This is a genomic window from Stenotrophomonas sp. 220_Sma (genome assembly GCF_056487375.1).
Map to the genome: position 1 here is coordinate 1,551,560 of NZ_CM151348.1, position 20,906 is coordinate 1,572,465.

At 66.0% G+C, this 20,906-nt stretch carries 16 protein-coding genes and 3 tRNA genes; 10 read left to right on the forward strand and 9 right to left on the reverse strand.

What is annotated here, in order from left to right; translation table 11 throughout:
* Positions 1-21: 21 nt before the first annotated feature.
* A complete protein-coding gene (locus ACZLIB_RS07320; protein WP_049399506.1) occupies positions 22-903 on the reverse strand; it encodes a helix-turn-helix domain-containing protein in 882 nt (293 codons plus the stop codon).
* A gap of 171 nt (positions 904-1,074) precedes the next feature.
* On the opposite strand from ACZLIB_RS07320, the gene emrR reads away from it, so the two are divergent.
* The 4 genes from emrR to emrB are packed head-to-tail and all read left to right on the forward strand — an operon-like array spanning position 1,075 to position 5,792.
* Complete coding sequence (emrR, locus tag ACZLIB_RS07325) at positions 1,075-1,518, forward strand: multidrug efflux system transcriptional regulator EmrR (protein WP_032127923.1); 444 nt, start codon at positions 1,075-1,077, stop codon at positions 1,516-1,518.
* On the forward strand, positions 1,515-3,008 hold the full coding sequence (emrC, locus tag ACZLIB_RS07330) for a multidrug efflux transporter outer membrane subunit EmrC (protein ID WP_478469504.1): 1,494 nt from the start codon (positions 1,515-1,517) through the stop codon (positions 3,006-3,008). Before emrR ends, emrC begins: the two co-directional genes overlap by 4 nt.
* An 11-nt stretch (positions 3,009-3,019) precedes the next feature.
* The gene (gene emrA / locus ACZLIB_RS07335; RefSeq protein WP_049399501.1) at positions 3,020-4,198 is read left to right on the forward strand and encodes a multidrug efflux MFS transporter periplasmic adaptor subunit EmrA; all 1,179 of its coding nucleotides are present in this window, start codon (positions 3,020-3,022) and stop codon (positions 4,196-4,198) included.
* A 7-nt stretch (positions 4,199-4,205) separates the two neighbouring features.
* Complete coding sequence (gene emrB, locus ACZLIB_RS07340; RefSeq protein ID WP_032127920.1) at positions 4,206-5,792, forward strand: multidrug efflux MFS transporter permease subunit EmrB; 1,587 nt, start codon at positions 4,206-4,208, stop codon at positions 5,790-5,792.
* 174 nt (positions 5,793-5,966) lie between these two features.
* Here the strand turns inward: emrB and ACZLIB_RS07345 are convergent.
* Both ACZLIB_RS07345 and ACZLIB_RS07350 read right to left on the reverse strand, forming a co-directional pair.
* Positions 5,967-6,051: transfer RNA gene (locus tag ACZLIB_RS07345), tRNA-Leu, on the reverse strand.
* A gap of 50 nt (positions 6,052-6,101) precedes the next feature.
* On the reverse strand, positions 6,102-7,001 hold the full coding sequence (locus ACZLIB_RS07350) for a LysR family transcriptional regulator (RefSeq protein WP_478469506.1): 900 nt from the start codon (positions 6,999-7,001) through the stop codon (positions 6,102-6,104).
* A gap of 99 nt (positions 7,002-7,100) precedes the next feature.
* Between ACZLIB_RS07350 and ACZLIB_RS07355 the strand changes: the two genes are divergently transcribed.
* On the forward strand, positions 7,101-7,847 hold the full coding sequence (locus tag ACZLIB_RS07355) for a sulfite exporter TauE/SafE family protein (RefSeq protein ID WP_107433349.1): 747 nt from the start codon (positions 7,101-7,103) through the stop codon (positions 7,845-7,847).
* A gap of 78 nt (positions 7,848-7,925) precedes the next feature.
* Here ACZLIB_RS07355 and ACZLIB_RS07360 read toward each other — a convergent pair.
* From ACZLIB_RS07360 to ACZLIB_RS07370, 3 genes are all read right to left on the reverse strand, one after another.
* A tRNA-Leu gene (locus tag ACZLIB_RS07360) sits at positions 7,926-8,010 on the reverse strand.
* 112 nt (positions 8,011-8,122) lie between these two features.
* Positions 8,123-9,370: a hypothetical protein gene (locus ACZLIB_RS07365; protein ID WP_478469507.1), complete on the reverse strand. Its 1,248-nt coding sequence runs from the start codon at positions 9,368-9,370 to the stop codon at positions 8,123-8,125.
* 280 nt (positions 9,371-9,650) lie between these two features.
* Positions 9,651-9,735, reverse strand: a tRNA-Leu gene (locus ACZLIB_RS07370).
* A 128-nt stretch (positions 9,736-9,863) separates the two neighbouring features.
* Between ACZLIB_RS07370 and rnr the strand changes: the two genes are divergently transcribed.
* The 3 genes from rnr (at position 9,864) to rlmB (ending at position 13,785) form a co-directional block, all read left to right on the forward strand.
* The gene (rnr, locus tag ACZLIB_RS07375; protein WP_032127913.1) at positions 9,864-12,329 is read left to right on the forward strand and encodes a ribonuclease R; all 2,466 of its coding nucleotides are present in this window, start codon (positions 9,864-9,866) and stop codon (positions 12,327-12,329) included.
* 124 nt (positions 12,330-12,453) lie between these two features.
* On the forward strand, positions 12,454-12,948 hold the full coding sequence (locus tag ACZLIB_RS07380; RefSeq protein ID WP_478469508.1) for a GFA family protein: 495 nt from the start codon (positions 12,454-12,456) through the stop codon (positions 12,946-12,948).
* Positions 12,949-13,041: 93 nt separating this feature from the next.
* Positions 13,042-13,785 (forward strand): 23S rRNA (guanosine(2251)-2'-O)-methyltransferase RlmB, encoded by a 744-nt coding sequence (rlmB, locus tag ACZLIB_RS07385; protein ID WP_005408775.1) that lies wholly within the window; start codon positions 13,042-13,044, stop codon positions 13,783-13,785.
* 75 nt (positions 13,786-13,860) lie between these two features.
* On the opposite strand, the gene ACZLIB_RS07390 is transcribed toward rlmB, so the two are convergent.
* Genes ACZLIB_RS07390 through ACZLIB_RS07400 form a run of 3 tightly spaced genes read right to left on the reverse strand, consistent with a single transcriptional unit; the run spans position 13,861 to position 18,493 of the window.
* Positions 13,861-15,300, reverse strand: coding sequence for an efflux transporter outer membrane subunit (locus ACZLIB_RS07390; protein WP_414577574.1), 1,440 nt, complete (start codon positions 15,298-15,300; stop codon positions 13,861-13,863).
* Positions 15,297-17,255 (reverse strand): MacB family efflux pump subunit, encoded by a 1,959-nt coding sequence (locus tag ACZLIB_RS07395; RefSeq protein WP_478469510.1) that lies wholly within the window; start codon positions 17,253-17,255, stop codon positions 15,297-15,299. The genes ACZLIB_RS07390 and ACZLIB_RS07395 overlap by 4 nt, the downstream gene beginning before the upstream one ends.
* The gene (locus ACZLIB_RS07400) at positions 17,252-18,493 is read right to left on the reverse strand and encodes an efflux RND transporter periplasmic adaptor subunit (protein WP_253143317.1); all 1,242 of its coding nucleotides are present in this window, start codon (positions 18,491-18,493) and stop codon (positions 17,252-17,254) included. Before ACZLIB_RS07400 ends, ACZLIB_RS07395 begins: the two co-directional genes overlap by 4 nt.
* A 204-nt stretch (positions 18,494-18,697) precedes the next feature.
* On the opposite strand from ACZLIB_RS07400, the gene ACZLIB_RS07405 reads away from it, so the two are divergent.
* Both ACZLIB_RS07405 and ACZLIB_RS07410 read left to right on the forward strand, forming a co-directional pair.
* Positions 18,698-19,426 carry a response regulator gene (locus ACZLIB_RS07405; RefSeq protein ID WP_005408779.1) on the forward strand — a complete coding sequence of 243 codons (729 nt, stop codon included), beginning with the start codon at positions 18,698-18,700 and terminating at the stop codon, positions 19,424-19,426.
* A 6-nt stretch (positions 19,427-19,432) separates the two neighbouring features.
* Entirely contained in the window at positions 19,433-20,842 is a 1,410-nt protein-coding gene (locus ACZLIB_RS07410) for an ATP-binding protein (protein ID WP_032127908.1), read from the forward strand.
* Positions 20,843-20,906: the final 64 nt, after the last annotated feature.

A 20,906-nucleotide genomic window follows, 5' to 3' on the forward strand; every position in this document is an offset into this window, starting at 1 on the left:
TCGCCGCTCGCAATCCTGTGATTATCCGGATGCGGCGGGGGATGCCAAGCCGCGCGCAGGGTCCAACCCGGTTTCCAGGCCGTGTCCGGCCCGTGCCAGGTAGCGCCCCGGTGGCAGCCCGAAGTGGCGGCGGAACACGGTGACGAAGGCGCTGGCGCTGCTGAAGCCCAGCGCGTGGGCGATATCGGCCACGCTGCGGCCGTCGGTCAGCTGGCGCAGGGCTTCGGACAGCCGGGCCTGCTGCCGCCACTGGGCGAAGCTGAGCGTGGTCTCGTCGCGGAAGTGGCGGGTCAGGCTGCGCGGCGACAGTCCGGCCCAGTGCGCCCATTCGGCCAGGCTGCGCTCGTCGGACGGGTCGGCCAGCAGCTGCGAGGCGATCTTCAGCAGGCGCCGGTCATGCGGCATCGGCAGGTGCATGCGCTGGCGCGGCGCGGTACGGATCTCGTCCAGCAGCACCTCGATGATGTGCTGGCGTTCGGGCGTGGTGTCGTAGCCCAGCGGCCATTCGCAGATGCGGTCGGCCAGCGCCTGCGCCAGCTTGGACAGGCCCAGTACGCAGGGATCGGCGGGCAGGGTGGCGCAGGCCGGTGCGGCCAGCGCCATGCCCCAGCCACGCAGCGGGCCGTCGAGGGTGACCGTGTGCGGCTCCAGCGGTGGCATCCAGCCGGCCGAGCCTGGCGCCAGTGACCACGTTCCGTGCGAGGTGCGGGTGGTCAACAGGCCGCGTTCGACGCAGATCAGCTGCGCGCGCTGATGGTGGTGCCAGTCCACTTCACGGACCAGGCCCAAGGGGCTGTCGAAGCGGAAGGCGACAACCGGTGGCCCGTCATTGCGCTCGAACCAGTCCAGTGCGTCATCACGCAGCAGGCGCTTGGGAGGGGGGATTTCTGCCTTGTTCATCATATCCGCTGGCTGAAATGTGTCATCCATTGGCTGAATTGTACTACCGGGCCACCTGACCAGATCATTAAGGTAGGCGCCTTCGTTGATCCAGCCCGCTGCTGCAACACAGCATTCGATGCCAGATCGAATATTTCCATTGAGAAATATTTTTTTTGAAGAGAATGCTCCCCCATGATCTGTCCTGCAACCACTCCCCCCAGCTTCGGCCTGCTGCTGCGCCAGGTGCGCGACGGCCTGGTCCGTCAACTCGACGCATCCATGGCTGAAGAAGACCTGGGTATCGGCTTCACCCATTACATCGGGTTGAAGGTGCTTTCCAACATGGCTCCGTGCACGGCCAACGAGCTGGCCCAGGCCATCGACCAGGTGCCCAGTGCGGTGACCCGCCTGCTGGACAAGCTGGAGTCGCTGGGCTGCGTCCGCCGCGAACCGCATGCCCAGGACCGGCGTGCGCTGCAGATCGTGCTGACCGATGAAGGCCGCGCACTGTGGGCGCGGCTGAAGCTGCGTGGCGACGCGGTGATGGATTACGCCCTGCGTGATCTTTCCGCCGACGAGCGCACGCAGCTGCTGTCCCTCCTCACCCGAATCCGCGATTCCCTGACGACCCCATGAACCCGATCCCGCAACCCACTCTCCGCCGGTCCGGGCGCGCGCTGCTGGTATCAGCGCTGGCCCTGGCCCTGGCCGCCTGCGCCAGCAGTCGTGGCCTCAACCCGCAGGGCCACGTGCTCGACGTGGACAGCCTGCACAGCGAACGCACCCTGGCCGACACCGACCTGAGCGCCACCGGCTTCCCGGCGCAGGACTGGTGGAAGGCACTGGGCGATGCGCAGCTGGACGCGCTGGTCGCCGAGGGCCTGGCTGGCCACCCGAGCCTGGACGCTGCCGATGCGCGCCTGCGCCAGGCGCAGTCGCAGGTCGGTACCGCGCGTGCCGATCGCCTGCCCAGCCTGTCGGTGTCCGGTGGTTACACCGGTCTGCGCCTGCCCGAGTCGATGGCCGGCAGCGAGATGGGTGGCCATTACGCTGGCAGCAGCCAGGTCGCGTTTGATTTCAGCTATGGCGTGGACCTGTGGGGTGGCAAGCGCGCTGCCTGGGAAGCGGCCGTGGACGGCGCCCATGCCGCCACTGTCGAAGCCCAGGCTGCACGCCTGAACCTGTCCACCGGCATCACCCAGGCCTATGCCGACCTGGCGTATGCATGGCAGCTCAATGACGTGGCCGAAGAAGAGCTGGGCCGCTCGCAGAAGTCGCTGGAACTGACCCGCCAACGCCGCAGCGCCGGCATCGACAGTGATCTGCAGGTGCGCCAGGCCGAGGCCCGCGTGCCCGCCGCGCAGCAGCAGGTGCAGGCCGCGCAGCAGCGCATCGATGCGGCCCGCACCGCGCTGGCCGCGCTGGTCGGCAAGGGTCCGGACCGTGGCCTGTCGATCCAGCGCCCGCAGGCGTTGAATCCGATGGCGCTGCAGCTGCCGGGCGTGCTGCCCAGCGAACTGTTGGGTCGTCGCCCGGACATCGTTGCCGCGCGCTGGCGCGTGGAAGCGGCCGACAAGCAGATCAAGGTCGCCAGGACCAAGTTCTACCCGAGCTTCAACCTGACCGCACTGGCTGGTGTCGTCGCACCGAACGTGGGCGATCTGCTGAAAAGCAGTTCGACCTTCGCCTACATCGGACCGGCGCTGAGCCTGCCGATCTTCGAAGGCGGCAAGCTGCGCGCCAACCTGGCCAACACCGATGCGCAGTACGACCTGGCGGTGGCCAACTACAACCAGACCGTGCTCGATGCACTGCGCGACGTGGCCGACCAGGTCAACGCGGTGCGTTCGCTGGCACAGCAGGCGCATTCGCAGCAGCAGGCGGTGGCTACCGCACGTTCGGCCTTCGACCTGGCCCAGCAGCGCTACCGCGCCGGCATCGGCAGCTACCTGGACGTGCTGACCGCGCAGTCCACCCTGCTGCAGTCACAGCAGCAGCTGGCCGGCCTGCAGTCGCAGCAGGTGCAGACCTCGGTGCGCCTGAGCAAGGCGCTGGGCGGTGGTTTCCAGCCATCTGACGCCGACCGCGCACCGATCGCCTCCCATTCCGATTCCTCGCATTCCTGAAGACTTCCGCCATGAGCCAGACCCAAGACACTGCGGCCCCGGCCGCCCCCAACCGCCGCGGCAACCTGCTGCGCGGCCTGTTCGTGATCGTCGTGCTGCTGCTTGCCGCACTGGCGCTGTGGTACTTCATGTTCGGCCGTTGGTTCGAAGAGACCGACGACGCCTACGTGCAGGGCAACCAGGTGCAGATCACCCCGCTGGTGGCCGGTACCGTGGTCGCCATCAACGCCGATGACGGCATGCGCGTGGAGCGCGGCCAGCTGCTGGTGCAGCTGGACCCGTCCGACACGTCGGTGGCGCTGCAGCAGGCCGAAGCCAACCTGGCCAAGACCGTGCGCCAGACCCGTGGCCTGTACCGCAGCGTGGAAGGCGCACAGGCGGATTTGAACGCCCGCCAGGTGACCCTGAAGCGCGTGCGCGACGATTTCGCCCGCCGCAAGGATCTGGCCGCCACCGGCGCCATTTCCAATGAAGAACTGGCCCATGCCCGTGACGAGCTGGCCGCTGCCGAAGCCGCCGTGGCCGGTTCGCGCGAGACCGTCGAGCGCAACCGCGCGCTGGTCGACGACACCGTGATCGCCACCCAGCCGGACGTGCAGGCGGCCGCCGCGCAGCTGCGCCAGGCCTTCCTCAACAATGCCCGCGCCGGCATCGTCGCGCCGGTCACCGGTTACGTCGCCCGTCGTTCGGTGCAGGTTGGCCAGCGCGTGCAGCCGGGCAATGCCCTGATGGCGGTGGTGCCGACCGAGCAGATGTGGGTCGAGGCCAACTTCAAGGAAACCCAGCTGCGCCACATGCGCCTGGGCCAGGAAGTTGAGCTGAAGTCGGACCTGTACGCCGGTGACGTGAAGTACAAGGGCCGCGTCCAGAGCCTGGGCCTGGGCACCGGCTCGGCGTTCTCGCTGCTGCCGGCGCAGAATGCCAGCGGCAACTGGATCAAGATCGTTCAGCGCGTGCCGGTACGCATCGCCATCGATGCCAAGCAGCTGGCCGAACACCCGCTGCGCATCGGCCTGTCGATGAAGGCCGAAGTGAGCCTGCGCGACCAGAAGGGCGAAGTGCTGCCGAGCACCCCGGCCAAGGGCACGGTGTTCGACACCGACGTGTATGCCAAGCAGCTGCATGATGCCGACGAGGTGATCCACACGATCATCCAGGGCAACCTGCCGCAGCAGGCGAAGGTGGGCTGAGGTCGCCATGTCCGCACAAGCTCCAGCCGCGCCCGGTGCTCCGGGCGCCCCGGCGGCGCCGGGTGCGGCCTCCGGGTTCCTGCCGCCCAGCGTCGCCCTGTGCACCGTGGGCCTGGCGATGGCGTCGTTCATGCAGGTGCTCGACACCACCATCGCCAACGTCTCGCTGCCGACCATCGCCGGTAACCTCGGCGCCAGTTCGCAGCAGGCGACCTGGGTCATCACCTCGTTCGCGGTCAGCACGGCCATCGCGCTGCCGCTGACCGGCTGGCTCAGCCGCCGCTTCGGCGAACGCAAGCTGTTCGTCTGGGCCACGCTGGCCTTCGTCATCACCTCGCTGCTGTGCGGCCTGGCGCAGAGCATGGGCATGCTGGTGCTGTCGCGTGCGCTGCAGGGTTTCGTGGCCGGCCCGATGTACCCGATCACGCAGTCGTTGCTGGTCTCGATCTATCCACGGGAGAAACGCGGGCAGGCACTGGCGCTGCTGGCGATGATCACGGTGGTGGCGCCGATCTGCGGCCCCATTCTCGGTGGCTGGATCACCGACAACTACAGCTGGGAATGGATCTTCCTGATCAACGTGCCGCTGGGCATCTTCGCCGCGCTGGTGGTGGGCAACCAGCTGAAGGGGCGCCCGGAGCACATCGAGAAGCCGAAGATGGACTACGTCGGCCTGGTCACCCTGGTGATCGGTGTCGGTGCGCTGCAGCTGGTGCTCGACCTGGGCAACGACGAGGACTGGTTCTCGTCGATGAAGATCGTGGTGCTGGCGTGCGTGGCCGTGGTTACGCTGACGGTGTTCCTGATCTGGGAACTGACCGACAAGGATCCGATCGTCGACCTGAAGCTGTTCCGGCATCGCAACTTCCGCGCCGGTACGCTGGCGATGGTGGTGGCCTACGCGGCGTTCTTCAGCGTGGCGTTGCTGATTCCGCAGTGGTTGCAGCGTGACATGGGCTACACCGCGATCTGGGCGGGCCTGGCGACAGCGCCGATCGGTATCCTGCCGGTGATCATGACCCCGTTCGTGGGCAAGTATGCATCGCGCTTCGACATGCGCATGCTGGCTACGATTGCGTTCATTGTGTTGTCGATGACCAGCTTCCTGCGTTCGAACTTCAACCTGCAGGTGGACTACAACCATGTGGCGGGCGTGCAGCTGATCATGGGCATCGGCGTCGCGCTGTTCTTCATGCCGGTGCTGCAGATCCTGCTGTCGGACCTGGATGGGCGCGAGATCGCGGCGGGCTCAGGCCTGGCCACCTTCCTGCGCACGCTGGGTGGCAGCTTCGCGGCGTCGCTGACGACGTGGCTGTGGGCGCGGCGCACCCAGGTGCACCACGCCGACCTGACCGAGCACATCTCGGTCTATCAGCCGGGCATGCAGGACCAGGTGACAGCGATGGGGCAGGGCGACCTGCAACATGGCGCAGCGGTACTGAACAACATGATCAACCACCAGGCATCGCAGATGGGCTTCAACGACATCTTCTTCCTGCTGGGCTGGATCTTCCTGGCGATCATCGCGTTCCTGTGGCTGGCCAAACCGCCGTTTGGCGCAGGCGCAGGTGCGGCCGCCGGTGGCGGACACTGAAACTCCCTGGAAACACGTGCTGTATTTTGACCCCGCCGCAAGGCGGGGTTTTTGTTTGTGCACTCAGGCGTCGACGGAGTGCATCCATGCGTGGATGGGCGTCACCATCGCGTTGACGCTGCAAACCCCGGAAACGAAAAAACCCGCTTTCGCGGGTTTGATCATCTTGAGTCGTGGTGCCCAGGAGAGGACTCGAACCTCCACGGTTTTACCCGCTAGTACCTGAAACTAGTGCGTCTACCAATTCCGCCACCTGGGCGACTCAGGAGATGAATTGTGCGGTACGGCAGGGGATGTGTCAACAACATTTCACACCTTTTTCTGCGGCTGCACGCCCAGGTGAAGCAGCAGGCTGCGCATTGCCGATGACAACTGCGCCCATTCGGCAAAACAGGCGCACAGGCGGCGCTGTGCCCACGCATCGGCGAGCGGTACGGCGACGGTGTGCGTACCGCGCCGATGCTGGCGGGCGATGGTCCGCGGCACGATGCCGACACCAATGCCGTGGCCGACCATGATGCACACACCTTCGAAGGTCTTCATGCGGATGCGCACGTCCAGGCGGCGCCCGATGTCGCGCGCCTGGTCTTCGATGTAGGTCTGCAGTGCATTGCCATCGGCCAGGGCAACGAAGGTCTCGCCGGCAACATCGGTGAAGGCCACGCTGCGCCGCGATGCGAAGCGGTGGTCTTCGGGCAGCAGCATCACCAGTGGATCTTCGGCGACCACATGCTGCTGCAGGCCGGCAGCGTCGACCGCATCGCTGATGATGCCGGCCTCGGCCTGGCCAGCGCTGATCGCGCGCACGACTTCGGGGCTGGTGCGCTCCAGCAGCTCCACGTGCAGGCGCGGGCGTTCGGCCAGCCACGGTGCGAGCCGCGAGGGCAGGTAGTTGGTCAGCGCTGCGGTGTTGGCATACAGATGCAGGGTGCCGCGCGCACCGTGCGCGAACGCCTGCAGTTCACCGCGCAGCTGCGCCTGCTGCTGCAGGATCAAACGTGCATGGTGGGCGAGCGCGGCACCGGCTTCGGTCAGGCTGACGCCGCGTGGGTGCCGGTTCAACAGCGGGGTACCGGCATCGGCTTCGATCGTGCGCAGGCGCTCACTGGCTGAGCCCAGTGCCAGGTTTGCCTGCGCGGCACCGGCCGTGATGCTGCCCGCCTCGGCAATGGCCAGGAACAGGCGCAGGTCGGCGATATCCATCCGCATGTGATGCCCTCATCGCAACGCCTGCGCCTTCGGATCAGCCGAAGGCGAGGCCGGGAAGACCGCATTGTGCGCCGAGCGGCCGGCCGATCCAATGAAGGCATGAATGAATCGATGTACTTCTACGTGCTGCTGGTGGTGGTGTTCGTGCTGGCCGGTGTGGTCAAGGGCGTGACCGGCATGGGGTTGCCGACGGTGGCGATGGGTCTGCTCGGTGGCGCGCTGTCGCCGGTGGCGGCGGCATCGATGCTGTTCATCCCCACCTTCGTCACCAATGCGTGGCAGCTGTTGTCCGGCCCCTCACTGGGCCACATCGTGCGGCGCCTGTGGCCGATGATGCTGGCCGTGGTGGTGGTGACGCTGGGTTCGGCAGCGCTGCTGGTGCGGGTCGATCGCACCTGGTCGCGTGTTGCGCTGGGCGTTGCGCTGGTGGTTTATGCGGCCTATGCCCTGCTTGCGCCGGTGTTCCGCGTGCCGCAGCGGCGCGAGCGATGGCTGGGGCCGCTGGTGGGGGCGTTGTCGGGTGTGGTGACCGGCGCCACCGGCGTGTTCGTGATGCCGGCGGTGCCGTACCTGCAGTCGCTGGGGTTGCAGCGCGAGGAGCTGGTGCAGGCGCTGGGGCTGGCGTTCACTGTGTCGACGATTTCGCTGACCACTGGCCTGGTGCTGCACGGCGCATTCGGCATCCAGCAGCTGGGGCTGAGTACGCTGGCGGTGCTGCCGGCATTGCTGGGCATGTGGCTGGGGCAGGTGATCCGGCAGCGCATCAGTGCGCGGGTGTTCCGCGCCTGTTTCCTGGGTTTCCTGCTGCTGCTGGGGCTGGAGCTGGTGCTGCGGCCGCTGTTGTGATGCCGGCCGCCGGTCGCGGCGATGCCGAGTCACGGGCATGAAAAAACCCGCTTTCGCGGGTTTTTCTCATTCTCGACGTGGTGCCCAGGAGAGGACTCGAACCTCCACGGTTTTACCCGCTAGTACCTGAAACTAGTGCGTCTACCAATTCCGCCACCTGGGCGTCGAGGAGGAGAATTATGCGGTGCGTTTCGTTCCTTGTCAACACCCCCCCCCCTTGGTTCTGGCTGTGACGGCGCATGGCCACCCGCGCTCTGGCTGAGGATGTGGTGGAATTAACTTGTTGGATCTCGATCTGGGGTGACAAACTTGAGCGCCAGCTTCAGGTAATCCATGTTCCTCTTGATGATGAACGGATCCGTTGGGAGATCGAGGAAGTTGTGCGCTTCTTCGAGGGAGCTGAATTTTTTCCCGAAGTGGGCATAGAAATGGATTGCTGTCCGAAAGAAGTACTGAAGCTGATAGCACTTGATTCTTGGGTCGCCTCGTGACTCGTCGCGATGCACCAAACTGTTGCGATGTTCTCGCAAGTGTTCAAGCACCTGTCTTGAGTACTCACCAGGGGCATGCATGAAACTGCATCGTCTGACAATGTCGGCGTAATTGGCTGGGCTGCCTGGGGTGGTGATTAGTTCTAGAGCAGACCAGAGTTTAATGAATGCCGTGCCTTGGTTGCTTTCGTCGAAGGCGTTCGCGTAAAGTGCAAGTGCATCTGAGAGTTGCTCCGAATAGTTTGAATTTTTTACTTTTCGAAGCGTGGATCTGCATGCCTTCTTCCAGGCTTTGACATCTTTGGGTTTGAATTGTTTGCTTTCCTTGAAATCCGGATCATACCAAAGTGTGTCAACTGCAGTTTCGCCGGATTTTTCGTGAATTGAGTGCAAGCCTCCTGTTCGAATTCTGTTGATAGGGCTATGATTGGTGGAGCCCCAGAACGACGACTCCATTTCAAAATTTGCGTAAGTTGCGAATATCCCTCGTACGAACGATAGTTCACGTAAGGCCTGTCGCATAGCTATTTCAGGCGACTTCCCTTTAATTTCGATTCGTGTCCAGCAATAGTGGGTAGGGGTCTGGGGAATGCTTGTGAGGTGGCGTTTTTCCAGTTTCGTCCTGGAGTTTTTGAACTTTGCAGGAATGCCATTTTTGTAGAAATGGATTGTTGCCAGATTCGTCTTTATTTTTCTTGGAAGCGATTGGCTTGATGTCGATATTGAAGTGATTATTGAATAAATTTTTGTCTTTCTTGAATTTATTCTGCTAATTTCTTCATTGAGCCCGATCAGGGTGTTTGTCGAGTCTAGGCTTTCATATTTTTTTGATATTGCGGACCAGATCAGCTCTGAGTGATCAAGGTGTTCTGTCACGGATGGGAATTCAATCATCGATATAAGGGTCTCGATGTCCTCTTGGATCCCCATCCCTCTGAACGAAACGGTACCGTCATTGCTTAAAGTGCGAGCGGCGTTGATCCTCGCAAGTTGCGGGATTGGGTTGTATCTCTTCTTCCATTTTGCGGGCATCGTTGCCCTCCCGTGATCAGGTCTCGAGAGGAGTCTACGTCCATATTGGGAGGCGATTGGGCGCTTTTTGGGGCGCCGCCGATATGGGTGGGGCGGGAGCCGAAGCGCAGGTTTGGCGCTCAACTGTCTGCTCGACAGGAGGGGGGGGGGCTTCGCCATAGAGGCATGCGTTTGGCAATACGGCGCGTACTGCCGGGTTGAACTGGAGGTGGCCCTGCTCGTAGTGAACTGCCGGATCGCAGGCAAAAAAAATCCCCGCCGAAGCGAGGAATTTTTTTGTTGGTGCCCAGGAGAGGACTCGAACCTCCACGGTTTTACCCGCTAGTACCTGAAACTAGTGCGTCTACCAATTCCGCCACCTGGGCGTTCCAGAGGCGCAATTGTGAAGATGAATCCGCAGGCTGTCAACGACTTCCTGAATATTTTTCATGCAAGGCCTTCAAGACAGCCGCTGACCCGTTCTGCACGCCGTCAGCGGCTACCATGTAGGGCGATGACTACCAAAAAACCAAGCAAGGGCGGGAGCACCTCCCGCAGCCAGGCCCCGAAGAAGGGCGCCAAGGCGGGCACGGCCCGCACCACCAAGCCGGGCAAGCCGTTGCCGGGCTGGTTCCCCGAATTGAATGAAGGCGGCGCACCACCGCGTGGTCGCAAGGTCCGCAGCGCCGATGCCGCCGCTCCGGGCCCGGCCCCGGGCCGCAAGCTGCCGCCGACCGGCAAGGTGATCGACGATCCCTATGCCGCCCGCGAAGCCGAGAAGTACGAACAGCCCATCGCCAGCCGCGAGGCCATCCTGGCCCTGCTGGAACGCTGCGAAGGGCCGCAGACCGCTGAAGAACTCGGCGCGCGCCTGGGCCTGACCGCGCCGGACCGCGCCGAGGCGCTGTCGCGCCGGCTCGGTGCCATGGTCCGCGACGGCCAGCTGGTGCAGAACCGTCGCGGCGGTTTCGCCCCGATCCAGACCCTGAACCTGGTCACCGGCGTGGTGATTGCCAACCCGGAAGGGTTCGGTTTCCTGCGCCCGGTCGAGGGCGGTGACGACCTGTTCCTGCCGCCGTATGAAATGCGCAAGGTCATGCACGGCGACAAGGTGCTGGCCCGTGTGACCGGCATCGACCATCGTGGCCGTCGCGAAGGCAGCATCGCCCGCGTGCTCGAGCGCGGCATGACCCGCCTGATCGGCCGCTTCAGCATCGAGATGGGCATCAACTACGTGGTGCCCGACGACAAGCGCGTGCAGCGCAACGTGCAGGTGCCGCCGGACCAGACCGGTGGTGCGCGCGATGGCCAGCTGGTGGTCTGTGAACTGACCCAGGCGCCGGACAGCCGCCGCCCGCCGATCGGCCGCATCATCGCCGTGCTCGGCGACAAGCTGACCGCCTCGCTGGTGGTGGAAACCGCCATCCACGGTCATGAGCTACCGTTTGAGTTCCCGCAGGAAGTGCTGGACGAAGCCGCCTCGGTACCGCTGGTGGTCGAACCGGCGATGATCGGCGACCGCGTCGACCTGCGCAGCACGCCGCTGGTCACCATCGATGGCGAGGATGCCAAGGACTTCGACGACGCGGTCTACTGCGAGCCGAATGCCGAGGGTTTCCGCCTGGTGGTGGCGATCGCCGATGTCTCGAACTACGTGCGCCCCGGCACGCCGCTGGATGAGGAGGCGCAGAAGCGCGCCACCTCGGTGTACTTCCCGGGCTTCGTGGTGCCGATGCTGCCGGAGACGCTGTCCAACGGCATCTGTTCGCTGATGCCGAAGGTCGACCGCATGTGCTTTGTCTGCGACATGCAGATCGACCGTGACGGCCTGGTCACGCATTCGCGCTTCTACGAAGCGGTGATGAACTCGCACGCGCGCCTGACCTACACCCAGGTGTGGAAGGCGGTGGGCGAGGACGATGCCGATACCAAGGCCTGGATGGGCGACCTGCTGCCGCAGGTGCAGCGCCTGCACCAGCTGTACAAGGTGCTGTCCAAGGCACGTGCCAAGCGCGGCGCCATCGAGTTCGAAAGCAGCGAAGTGCGCTTCGTGCTGGACAACCGCGGTGAAGTCACCCAGGCCGGCATGCTGGTGCGCAACGACGCACACAAGCTGATCGAGGAATGCATGATCGCGGCCAACGTCGAGGCGGCCAGGTACCTGCTGTCGCGCCACGTGCCGGCCCCGTACCGCATCCATGAGAAGCCGCCGGAAACCAAGTACGCCGACCTGCTGGAATTCCTCAAGGAGTTCAAGCTGAGCCTGCCGCCGTGGTCCAAGGTGCGTCCGGGCGATTACACCAAGCTGCTGAAGAAGATCCGCGACCGTCCTGATGCCACGTTGCTGGAATCGGTGCTGCTGCGCAGCCAGAGCCTGGCGATCTACAGCCCGGAGAATCACGGTCACTTCGGCCTGGCGCTGGAGGCGTACGCGCACTTCACCTCGCCGATCCGTCGCTACCCTGACCTGCTGGTGCACCGCGCGATCAAGCACGCGCTGTCCGGCAAGCCGCTGGACAAGTTCACCTACAACGCACGCGAAATGGCTGCGCTGGCGCTGCAGTGCTCCGAGCGTGAGCGCCGTGCCGATGAGGCCGAGCGCGAGGTCGACGAGCGCTACCGCGCCGCGTGGATGGAAAAGCACGTGGGCGGCCAGTTCGATGGCGTGATCAGCGGCGTGACCAGCTTCGGCCTGTTCGTGGAGCTGGACGAGTCGAAGGTGCAGGGCCTGGTCCATGTGACCCAGCTGCCGCAGGACTATTACAAGTTCGACGCGACCCGCAAGACGCTGACCGGCGAACGCCGTGGCAGCAGCTACCGGCTGGGTGATCGCGTGCGCATCCTGGTGCTGAAGGCCAGCATGGAAGAGCGCAAGATCGACTTCCGCCTGGTCGAGCACAAGGGTGAGGATGAAGGCGATGGCCTGCCGCCGCTGCCCGAGCGTGGCAAGCCGGCCAAGCGCACCAAGAAGCAGTATTGAAAGGTGTGCCGACCAACGGTCGGCACCCACCTCACCCGGTAGGTATCCACCTCACCCGGTCGGCACCCACCTCACCCGGTAGGTGCCAACCGTTGGTTGGCACGACGTTTCGGAGGAACTCACAATGCAGGGCCAACCCGAATACAGCGGCGGCTGCCAGTGCGGCGCGATCCGCTTCCAGGCGCGAGGCGAGCTGACCGACAGCTCGATCTGCCATTGCCGGATGTGCCAGAAGGCCTTCGGTGCCTATTACGCGCCGCTGGTGTCGGTGCGCGGCGTGCAGTTCAGCTGGACCCGCGGCCAGCCACGCTATTTCCAGTCGTCCAACGTGGTGCGGCGTGGCTTCTGCGCCGACTGCGGTACCCCGTTGACCTATGAAGCCCCCGACGGCGTGGCCGTGGCCGCTGGTGCCTTTGACCAACCCGAACGCCTGCCACCGACCGTCCAGTACGGAGTCGAACGCAAGCTGCCCTTCGTCGACAGCCTGGCCAGCCTGCCGGCGCGGCGCACCGAGGAGGACATCGCGGCGCTGGAGTTCCTGGCCACCATCGTGTCCCACCAGCACCCCGACCACGACACCCCGCACTGGCCGCCGCGCAGCCGCTCCGCCGAAGGCTGAGCGGCGGGTAGCGCCGGGCGGTGCCCGGCGAGCGCGCAGCGCGGTCGGCGCCGATGATCTACCATAGCCACCCCCTTTCCGGTCCCCGCCCGCATGAGCAAGAACAGCCAGTGGATTGTCGGCGTCAACGCCGTCGCCTCCTCCATCGAGAACGACGCCGAGAACGTCCGCGAAGTGCTGGTCGAGGCCGGTGCGAAGAACCCGCGCCTGACCGAGATCGAGGAAAACGCCCGCCGCAAGGGCATCGACGTGCGCAAGGTGAACAGCCAGGCGCTGGACGGTGTCGGCGGTTCGGTACGCCACCAGGGCGTGGCCGCGCGCTATGCCGCCGCCCGCACCTACAGCGAGAACGAGCTGGAAGGCCTGGTCACTGCAGCCGAGGGCAAGGCCCTGCTGCTGGTGCTGGACGAGGTGCAGGACCCGCACAACCTGGGCGCCTGCCTGCGCTCGGCCGCTGCCGCCGGCGCCACTGCAGTGATCATCCCCAAGGACAAGTCGGCCACGGTCAATGCCACCGTGCGCAAGACCTCGGCGGGTGCCGCCGATCTGATCCCGGTGGTGGCGGTGACCAACCTGTCGCGCTGCCTGAAGGACCTGCAGAAGCAGGGCGTGTGGATCTACGGCCTCGCCGGCGAAGCCACCGCCTCGCTGTACCAGCTGGACCTGAAGGGCAACATCGCGCTGGTGCTGGGCGGTGAAGCCGATGGCCTGCGCCGCCTGACCCGCGAGAACTGCGATGGCCTGGTCAAGATCCCGATGCCGGGCGAGATCGAGAGCCTGAACGTCTCCGTCGCGGCCGGTGTCAGCCTGTTCGAGGCCGTGCGCCAGCGCGGTTGATCGGCAGCAGCGGCCGTGTCGACCAAGGTCGACACCTACCGGTAGTCGCCAACCTTGGTTGGCGCTCTTGCCGCCTCACCCCGCGCTGCCGCCCAGTGCCTTGAACAAGGTCACATCGTTGTTCAGCTGGCCCTGGCGCACGCGCGCCAGCGACAGCTCGGCATCGCGCCGGGTCTGCTGCGCTTCCAGCCAGGTGCGCAGGTCGGTGGCACCCACGCGGTAGCGCACTTCCTGCGCCCGTTCCACTTCCACCGCTTCGTCGTACGAAGCCTGCGAGGCCGCCACCTGGCGCGCCAGCTGCTCGCGTGCCGACAGCGCGTTGTCCACTTCCGAGAGCGCGGTATACAGCGTCTTGCGGAAATTGGTCGCGGCGATCTGGTAGGCGGTGCCGGCGATATCGGTATCCAGCTGCGCGCGCTGCAGGTTGAGGAACGGAAGCGACAGGCCGGCGCCCAGCGTGGCCACCGGGTTGCGCAGCACGTCACCCAGTGACGTTGCACTGGAGCCGAGGCTGCCGGTCAGGCTCAGCGCCGGGTAGTACTGGGTAGCGGTCACCTTGATGGTCTTCAGGCTGTTGCGCAGGCGCAGTTCGGCCGCGCGCAGGTCGGGACGGCGACCGAGCAGGTCGGTCGGCAGGCCCTCCGCGATGCTGGGGCTGCTTGCGCCGAGCAGGTCCTGCGGTTCGTCCTGCTGCGGCCAGGGCGTGCCGTCCAGCAGCACGGTCAGTGCATTGCGGGCCTCCACCCGCTGCTGTTCCAGCGCACTCTGCGAGGAACGCTGCGACTGCAGGTTCTGCAGTGCCTGGCGTACTTCCAGGCGCGATACTGCACCGGCGTCGAAGCGGGCCTGGACCAGTTCGCGGGTACGTTCCAGCCGCTCCAGGTTGGCCTGGCCGGTGGCGATGGACTGGTTGAGATAGGCCAGGTTCCAGTATTGGTTGATGGTGTCGCTGATCACCAGCAGCGCGGTGTTCTGCCGGTCTTCCTCGCTGGCCTCGGCTTCCCAGCGGGCGATGTCGCGCTGGGTGCGCAGGCGGCCCCACAGGTCCACTTCCCAGCCCAGCGAGACGCCGGTGGAATAGCTGCGGCGCCAGTCGTCGGCCTGGTCGGTGGCGCGGCTGGCGCTACCACTCACACCTGAAGACGAAGGCTGCGGCCACAACGCGTTGCTGGCCAGGCCGGCCTGCAGGCGCGAACGCTGCACGGCCAGGCCAGCGGCGGCAAGATCGCTGTTGGCGGCCAGCGCCTGCGCCACCAGACGGTCGAGACGTTCATCGCCGAAACCGGTCCACCAGGTGTCCTGGCGGATGTCGCGGCCCGGAGTATCCAGGCTGCTGCGCGGATCGTCGGCCGGCGCATTGAGGGTGGCATCGCCACGACCGTAAGTCGCCGCCACGTCGGGGGCCTGCACCGGATAGCGGCCCATCGATGCGCAGCCGGACAGAGCGAGCAGTACAGCGCCCGCCAGCAACAGGCGCGAGGGGGCAGGGAAGGGCAGTCGGGTCATCATCTTCATTCGCGGGCCAGGGCCTCCACCGGGTCGAGCTGCGCGGCGTTACGCGCGGGCAGGAAGCCGAACGCCACGCCGATCAGGGTCGAGCAGGCGAACGCGGCAACGATCGAGGCAGTGGAGAACAGCACCTGGAAGTCGCTGGCGAAGCGGCCGATCATCGAGCCCAGCAGCAGGGCCAGGCCGATGCCGAGCACGCCGCCGAGCAGGCACACCAGCACTGCTTCGATCAGGAACTGCTGGCGGATATCACTCTGCCGTGCACCGACGGCCATGCGCACGCCGATCTCGCGGGTACGCTCGGTCACCGAAACCAGCATGATGTTCATCACACCGATACCACCGACCAGCAGTGCGATGGCGGCGATGGCGCCGATCAGCAGGGTCATCGTGCGCGTGGTCTGCTCGATGGTCTGGCGGATCTCGGCGCTGTTGCTGAGGAAGAAGTCCTCGGTGCCATGGCGCATGGTCAACAGTCGGGTGATCGCTTCCTGTGCGGCATCCATCGGCGTGGCGTCGTCCACGCGCACGGTGATGCTGGACACGTGGCTCTGGCCGAGCATGCGCGACATCACCGTGGTGTACGGCAGCCACACGCTCAGGCTGGTGCTGCCGCCGAACCCGAAGCTCTGGCGCTTGGCCACGCCGACCACGCGCGCCGGCACGTTGCCGAGCAGGATCACCTGGCCGATCGGATCGACATCGGGGAAGAACTGGGTCTGGGTGTTCTCGTCGATCACCGCCACCTGGCCGAGGCCCTTCACTGCATCGGCATCGAAGAAGCTGCCGCTGAGCAGGGTCACACCCTTGACCCGGAAGAACTGCTCGCCGACGCCGCTGACCTGGGCGGTGGAGGACTGGTTGCGGTAACGCGCGGTGACCGAGGTCGACACGCTGGGCGTGGAGCTGTCGACGTAGCTCTGCCGGGCCAGCGCATCGGCATCACTGGCTTTGAGCGTCTGCACGCGGGCCGAGCGCATGTCGCCGAAACCACGGCCGGGGTAGACATCGATGGTGTTGGTGCCGAGCGCGCTGATGTTCTGCAGGATCTGCTGCTGCGAGCCGTTGCCCAGCGCCACCACCGAGACCACCGAGGCGATACCGATGATGATGCCAAGCATGGTCAGGAAGGTGCGCAGCCGATGTGCATTCATCGCCAGCAACGCCATGCGGAATGCTTCGGTGAAGCGGTCGCGCGCGGCTCGCCAGCTGTTGCCGCGGGCGACGCCGGTGCTGGCCTCGCGCTGCGCGCGGTAGGTCGGTGCATTCGGGTTGGCGCGGTCGGCGATGATCTCGCCGTCGCGGATCTCGATGATGCGCTGCGCGTGTTCGGCCACGCTCATGTCGTGGGTGACAATGATGATGGTGTGGCCTTCGGCGTGCAGCTCGCCGAGGATCGCCATCACTTCCTCGCCGGATTTCGTGTCGAGCGCGCCGGTCGGTTCGTCGGCCAGGATCACCTCGCCGCCGTTCATCAGGGCACGGGCGATCGACACGCGCTGCTGCTGGCCGCCGGACAGCTGGCCCGGCTTGTGGTGCATGCGGTCGCTCAGGCCCAGCCGCTGCAGCAGTTGTTCGGCACGCGCGTTGCGCACCGGGCCGGGGCTGCCGGCGTACACCGCCGGCACTTCCACGTTGCCGCGTGCATCGAGGTCGCCCAACAGGTGGTAGCGCTGGAAGATGAAGCCGAAATGCTCGCGGCGCAGTTCGGCCAGCTCGTCCGGCTCCATCTTCCCGGTTTCGCGGCCGGCCACCTGGTAGCTGCCACGGGTGGGACGATCGAGGCAGCCGAGGATGTTCATCAGCGTCGACTTGCCTGAGCCGGACTGGCCGACGATGGCCACCATCTCACCGGTGTGGATGTCGAGGTTGACGTCGCGCAGCACGGCGATCACATCGTCGCCGGCCGGGAATTCGCGTCGCAGGTCACGCAGGCGCAGCAGCGGCGCCGTCGTGCTCATCGGCGCCCCATGCCCGGGCCGCCGACCCGCATCTGCATGCCGCCGCGGTTGCCGCCGCCGGCGCTGGCACCGGCCGCACCGGCTTCGCCGACCACCACGCGCTCGCCTTCCTTCAGTCCCGACAGGATCTCGGCCGAGGCGCCGTTGTTGATGCCGACGGTAACCTTGCGCGGCTGCGGCTGGCCCTTGTCGTCCAGCACCCGCACCATGCGCTCGTCGCCACGGCGCTTCGGCCCCAGTGCCACCGCCGGCACCATCAGCACGCCCTTGGCCTGCTTCAGCAGTACCGAGACCTGCGCGGTCATGTCGATGCGCAGGGTGCCATCCGGATTCTCCACGTCGAACAACGCGTTGTAGTAGACCGCACTGCTGGAACTGGAACTGGACGAACTGCTGGAACTGGACGAACTCTCGTTGGCGATCGAGGCCGGCGCCGGATTGATCTGACGCAGCGTGGCGTGGTACTTGCGGTCCGGATCGCCCAGCGTGGTGAAGTACACCGGCATGCCTGCCTTGATCTTGACCACGTCGGCCTCGGAGATCTCGGCATTGACGGTGACCACGTCCAGCCGTGCCAGCATGACGATGGTCGGTGCGGTCTGGTTGGCGTTCACGGTGCGACCTTCCTCGGCCACCACCGCCACCACGGTGCCGTCCATCGGCGCGGTGATGCGGGTGTAGGCCAGGTTGGCGCGGGCGGTGCCCAGCTCGGTCTCGCGGCCCTTGATCTGTGCCTCGTAGGACTGCAGCTGGGCACGTGCGGTCTTCAGCTGTGCTTCGGCGGCATCGTATTCCTGGCGCGAGGTGGCCTCGGCGGCCAGCATCTGCTGCTGGCGCGCGAATTCCAGTTCGGCCTGGCGCAGGGTGGCCTGCTGCACGGCGCGCTGGGCGGTGACCTGGTCCAGCGAGGCCTGCGCATTGAGCACCTGGTTCTGCTGGGTGGTGGCGTCGATTTCGGCAATCAGGTCGCCTTCCTTCACGGTATCGCCCAGCTGCACCTTCAGCGACTTGATCTGGCCCGAGGCCTGGGCACCGACGCTGACCAGCTTGTAGGCGTCGATCACGCCGGTGGCGTCCACCGTCTGCTCGATGTCACCACGGCTGGCGGGCGTGGTCGCCACCGCCGGGGCGGCGGGCTTGCGCAGCAGCCACCAGGCGGCTGCGGCAACGGCAAGGGCGAGCAGGGCGATCAGTATCAGGCGACCCCGGCGGGTCGCGGGCAGCAGGCGGAACGTCACGTCGTGGCTTCACTCTCGGGGCCGCGGTGGCGGCGTTGGTGGGCATTGTGAAGACCGGGCGATGGGCGGCTCAATCCTCGGGGTATGTCTCTATGTAACACTGTCGGTGAATACGCGTAACCACAGGTATCCCGCCCATGGCTGGATACACTGGTACGCATTGCCCCGGATGCGGTTCAGCTGCCGACACGGGATGATCGCGACATGGAGACTGAAAACACGATGCATCGACTGCTGATCGTCGACGACGACAACGACATCCGCACCCTGCTGGCCGAACAGCTCGGCCGGGCCGGCTACCAGGTGAGCACGGCCGCCGATGGCACCGCCATGCGCCAGCTGCTGGACCGTGAGCATGTGGATCTGATCGTGCTCGATCTCAACCTGCCCCGCGAGGATGGCCTGACCCTGTGCCGGGACCTGCGCGCGCGCTCGAACACACCGGTGATCATGCTGACCGCGCGTGCCGAGCCGATCGACCGCGTGCTGGGCCTGGAAATGGGCGCCGACGACTACCTGGCCAAGCCGTTCGAACCGCGCGAGCTGCTGGCACGCATCCGCAACGTGCTGCGCCGGACCGAGGCGCTGCCGGCGAACCTGGAGCCGCTGGCGGTGCGCCGTGCGCGCTTCTCGCGCTGGGTGTTCGATCTGGAGCATCGCCACCTGGTGGACCCGGACGATCGCGTGGTGGTGCTGTCCGGCGCCGAGTTCCGCCTGCTGCGGGTGTTCATCGCCCACGCCAACAAGGTGCTGTCGCGCGAGCAGCTGGTCGCGCTCAGCAGCGGCCGCAACTACGAGGCGCAGGATCGCGCCATTGATCTGCAGGTCAGCCGGCTGCGCAACAAGCTGGGCGACGACGGTGGCCCGGACGGACTGATCAAGACCGTTCGCAACGAAGGCTATGTACTGGCCTCCTCGGTGAACCTGGAATAAGCCGCGATGAAGCGCCTGCGCCATTTCCTGTCCTCGATGGTCGGGCGGTTGTTCGTGATCCTGCTGCTGGGCATGAGCGTGGCCGCGATCGGCGCGACCATGCTGGCCACCTCCAAGCGCCAGCAGGAGTTCGAGCGGCAGAACCTGAACCGCATCGCTGACCGCCTCCAGGGCTACGTCAACCTGCTCGACGGCAACCCCGAACTGCGCGAGCGCCTGCTCGAAATCGGTGGGCCGAGCGTACGTGCGCTGCAACCCGGCGCACGCCTGGGGCGGGCCGATACCGCGTTGATGGAAGTACTCGATGACCGGCCCGGCCCGGTCGCACGCGCGCATGTGCACTTCGCTTCGTTCCGCTCCTGCATTCCCAAGCTGCAGGACCTGCTGCCCCCGCCGCCACCGGGGCATCGCAAGCATCCGCGCGAACGTGATCCGGCGTTCATCCCGCCCAAGTGCCGTGCGGTCGACGTGACCCTCAACGATGGCACGCTGCTGAAGCTGGCGCTGGATTCGCCGGCGGTGGCACACAACGGCATCCTCGCCGTGGACCCGTGGTTCCTGACCCTGCTGGTGCTCGCGATTGCGGTGCTGGCCTATATCGTCGCGCGCATGGCCAGCGCGCCGCTGCAGGAACTGGCCGCAGCCGCCGAAGACCTGGGCGACGACCTGCAGCGCGATCCACTGCCGCTGCGCGGCCCGCGCGAAGTGCAGCGCGCCGCCGAAGCCTTCAACGCCATGCAGCATCGCCTGCAGCGGCACCTGGCCGAGCGCACGCAGATGCTGGCGGCGATCACCCATGACCTGCAGACCCCGCTGACCCGGCTGCGCCTGCGCCTGGAGAATGTCAGCGACGAGGTGCTGCGCGAGCGCCTGATCGGCGATCTGGCCGCGATGCAGGCGTTGGTGCGCGAAGGCCTGGAGCTGGCGCGCAGCGCTGAGAGCGCCGAGCAGCGCGCCGCACTGGACCTGGATTCGCTGCTGGAGAGCATCGTTGAAGACACGGCCGAGGGCGGCGGTGATGTCGTCTTCGAAGGTGGCAGCGGAGCGGTGTTGATGTTGCGTCCGCTGGCCATGCACCGCCTGTTTTCCAACCTGGTGGACAACGCGGTGATGTATGCCTACCGGGTGCGGGTACGGGTCGAGCGTAGTGGTGGCGCGATCACCGTGGTGGTGGCCGATGACGGCCCGGGCCTGGCCGAGGATCAGCTGGAAGCCGTGTTCGACCCGTTCGTGCGGGTGGAAACCTCGCGTTCGCGCGAAACCGGCGGCGCCGGTCTGGGCCTGACCATCGCCCGCGCCCTGGCTGAGAAAGACGGGGCGCGGCTGTGGCTGCGCAACCGCGTCGAAGGCGGGCTGGAGGCGGTAGTGCAGTGGCCGGCCAGTGCACAGGTGACGCCGCCGGGCCGCGCGGGCTGAGCCTTCGCGGCTGGCGATGGTGACGCCCTGGGCCGGGTTTGGCCTATCATCTGCGCATCTTCCC

Bases quoted from the DNA above. Each gene is read 5' to 3' on its own strand.
- ACZLIB_RS07320 (WP_049399506.1), bottom strand. From the start codon at position 903: ATGATGAACAAGGCAGAAATCCCCCCTCCCAAGCGCCTGCTGCGTGAT.
- emrR (WP_032127923.1), top strand. From the start codon at position 1,075: ATGATCTGTCCTGCAACCACTCCCCCCAGCTTCGGCCTGCTGCTGCGC.
- emrC (WP_478469504.1), top strand. From the start codon at position 1,515: ATGAACCCGATCCCGCAACCCACTCTCCGCCGGTCCGGGCGCGCGCTG.
- emrA (WP_049399501.1), top strand. From the start codon at position 3,020: ATGAGCCAGACCCAAGACACTGCGGCCCCGGCCGCCCCCAACCGCCGC.
- emrB (WP_032127920.1), top strand. From the start codon at position 4,206: ATGTCCGCACAAGCTCCAGCCGCGCCCGGTGCTCCGGGCGCCCCGGCG.
- ACZLIB_RS07350 (WP_478469506.1), bottom strand. From the start codon at position 7,001: ATGCGGATGGATATCGCCGACCTGCGCCTGTTCCTGGCCATTGCCGAG.
- ACZLIB_RS07355 (WP_107433349.1), top strand. From the start codon at position 7,101: ATGAATGAATCGATGTACTTCTACGTGCTGCTGGTGGTGGTGTTCGTG.
- ACZLIB_RS07365 (WP_478469507.1), bottom strand. From the start codon at position 9,370: ATGCCCGCAAAATGGAAGAAGAGATACAACCCAATCCCGCAACTTGCG.
- rnr (WP_032127913.1), top strand. From the start codon at position 9,864: ATGACTACCAAAAAACCAAGCAAGGGCGGGAGCACCTCCCGCAGCCAG.
- ACZLIB_RS07380 (WP_478469508.1), top strand. From the start codon at position 12,454: ATGCAGGGCCAACCCGAATACAGCGGCGGCTGCCAGTGCGGCGCGATC.
- rlmB (WP_005408775.1), top strand. From the start codon at position 13,042: ATGAGCAAGAACAGCCAGTGGATTGTCGGCGTCAACGCCGTCGCCTCC.
- ACZLIB_RS07390 (WP_414577574.1), bottom strand. From the start codon at position 15,300: ATGAAGATGATGACCCGACTGCCCTTCCCTGCCCCCTCGCGCCTGTTG.
- ACZLIB_RS07395 (WP_478469510.1), bottom strand. From the start codon at position 17,255: ATGAGCACGACGGCGCCGCTGCTGCGCCTGCGTGACCTGCGACGCGAA.
- ACZLIB_RS07405 (WP_005408779.1), top strand. From the start codon at position 18,698: ATGGAGACTGAAAACACGATGCATCGACTGCTGATCGTCGACGACGAC.
- ACZLIB_RS07410 (WP_032127908.1), top strand. From the start codon at position 19,433: ATGAAGCGCCTGCGCCATTTCCTGTCCTCGATGGTCGGGCGGTTGTTC.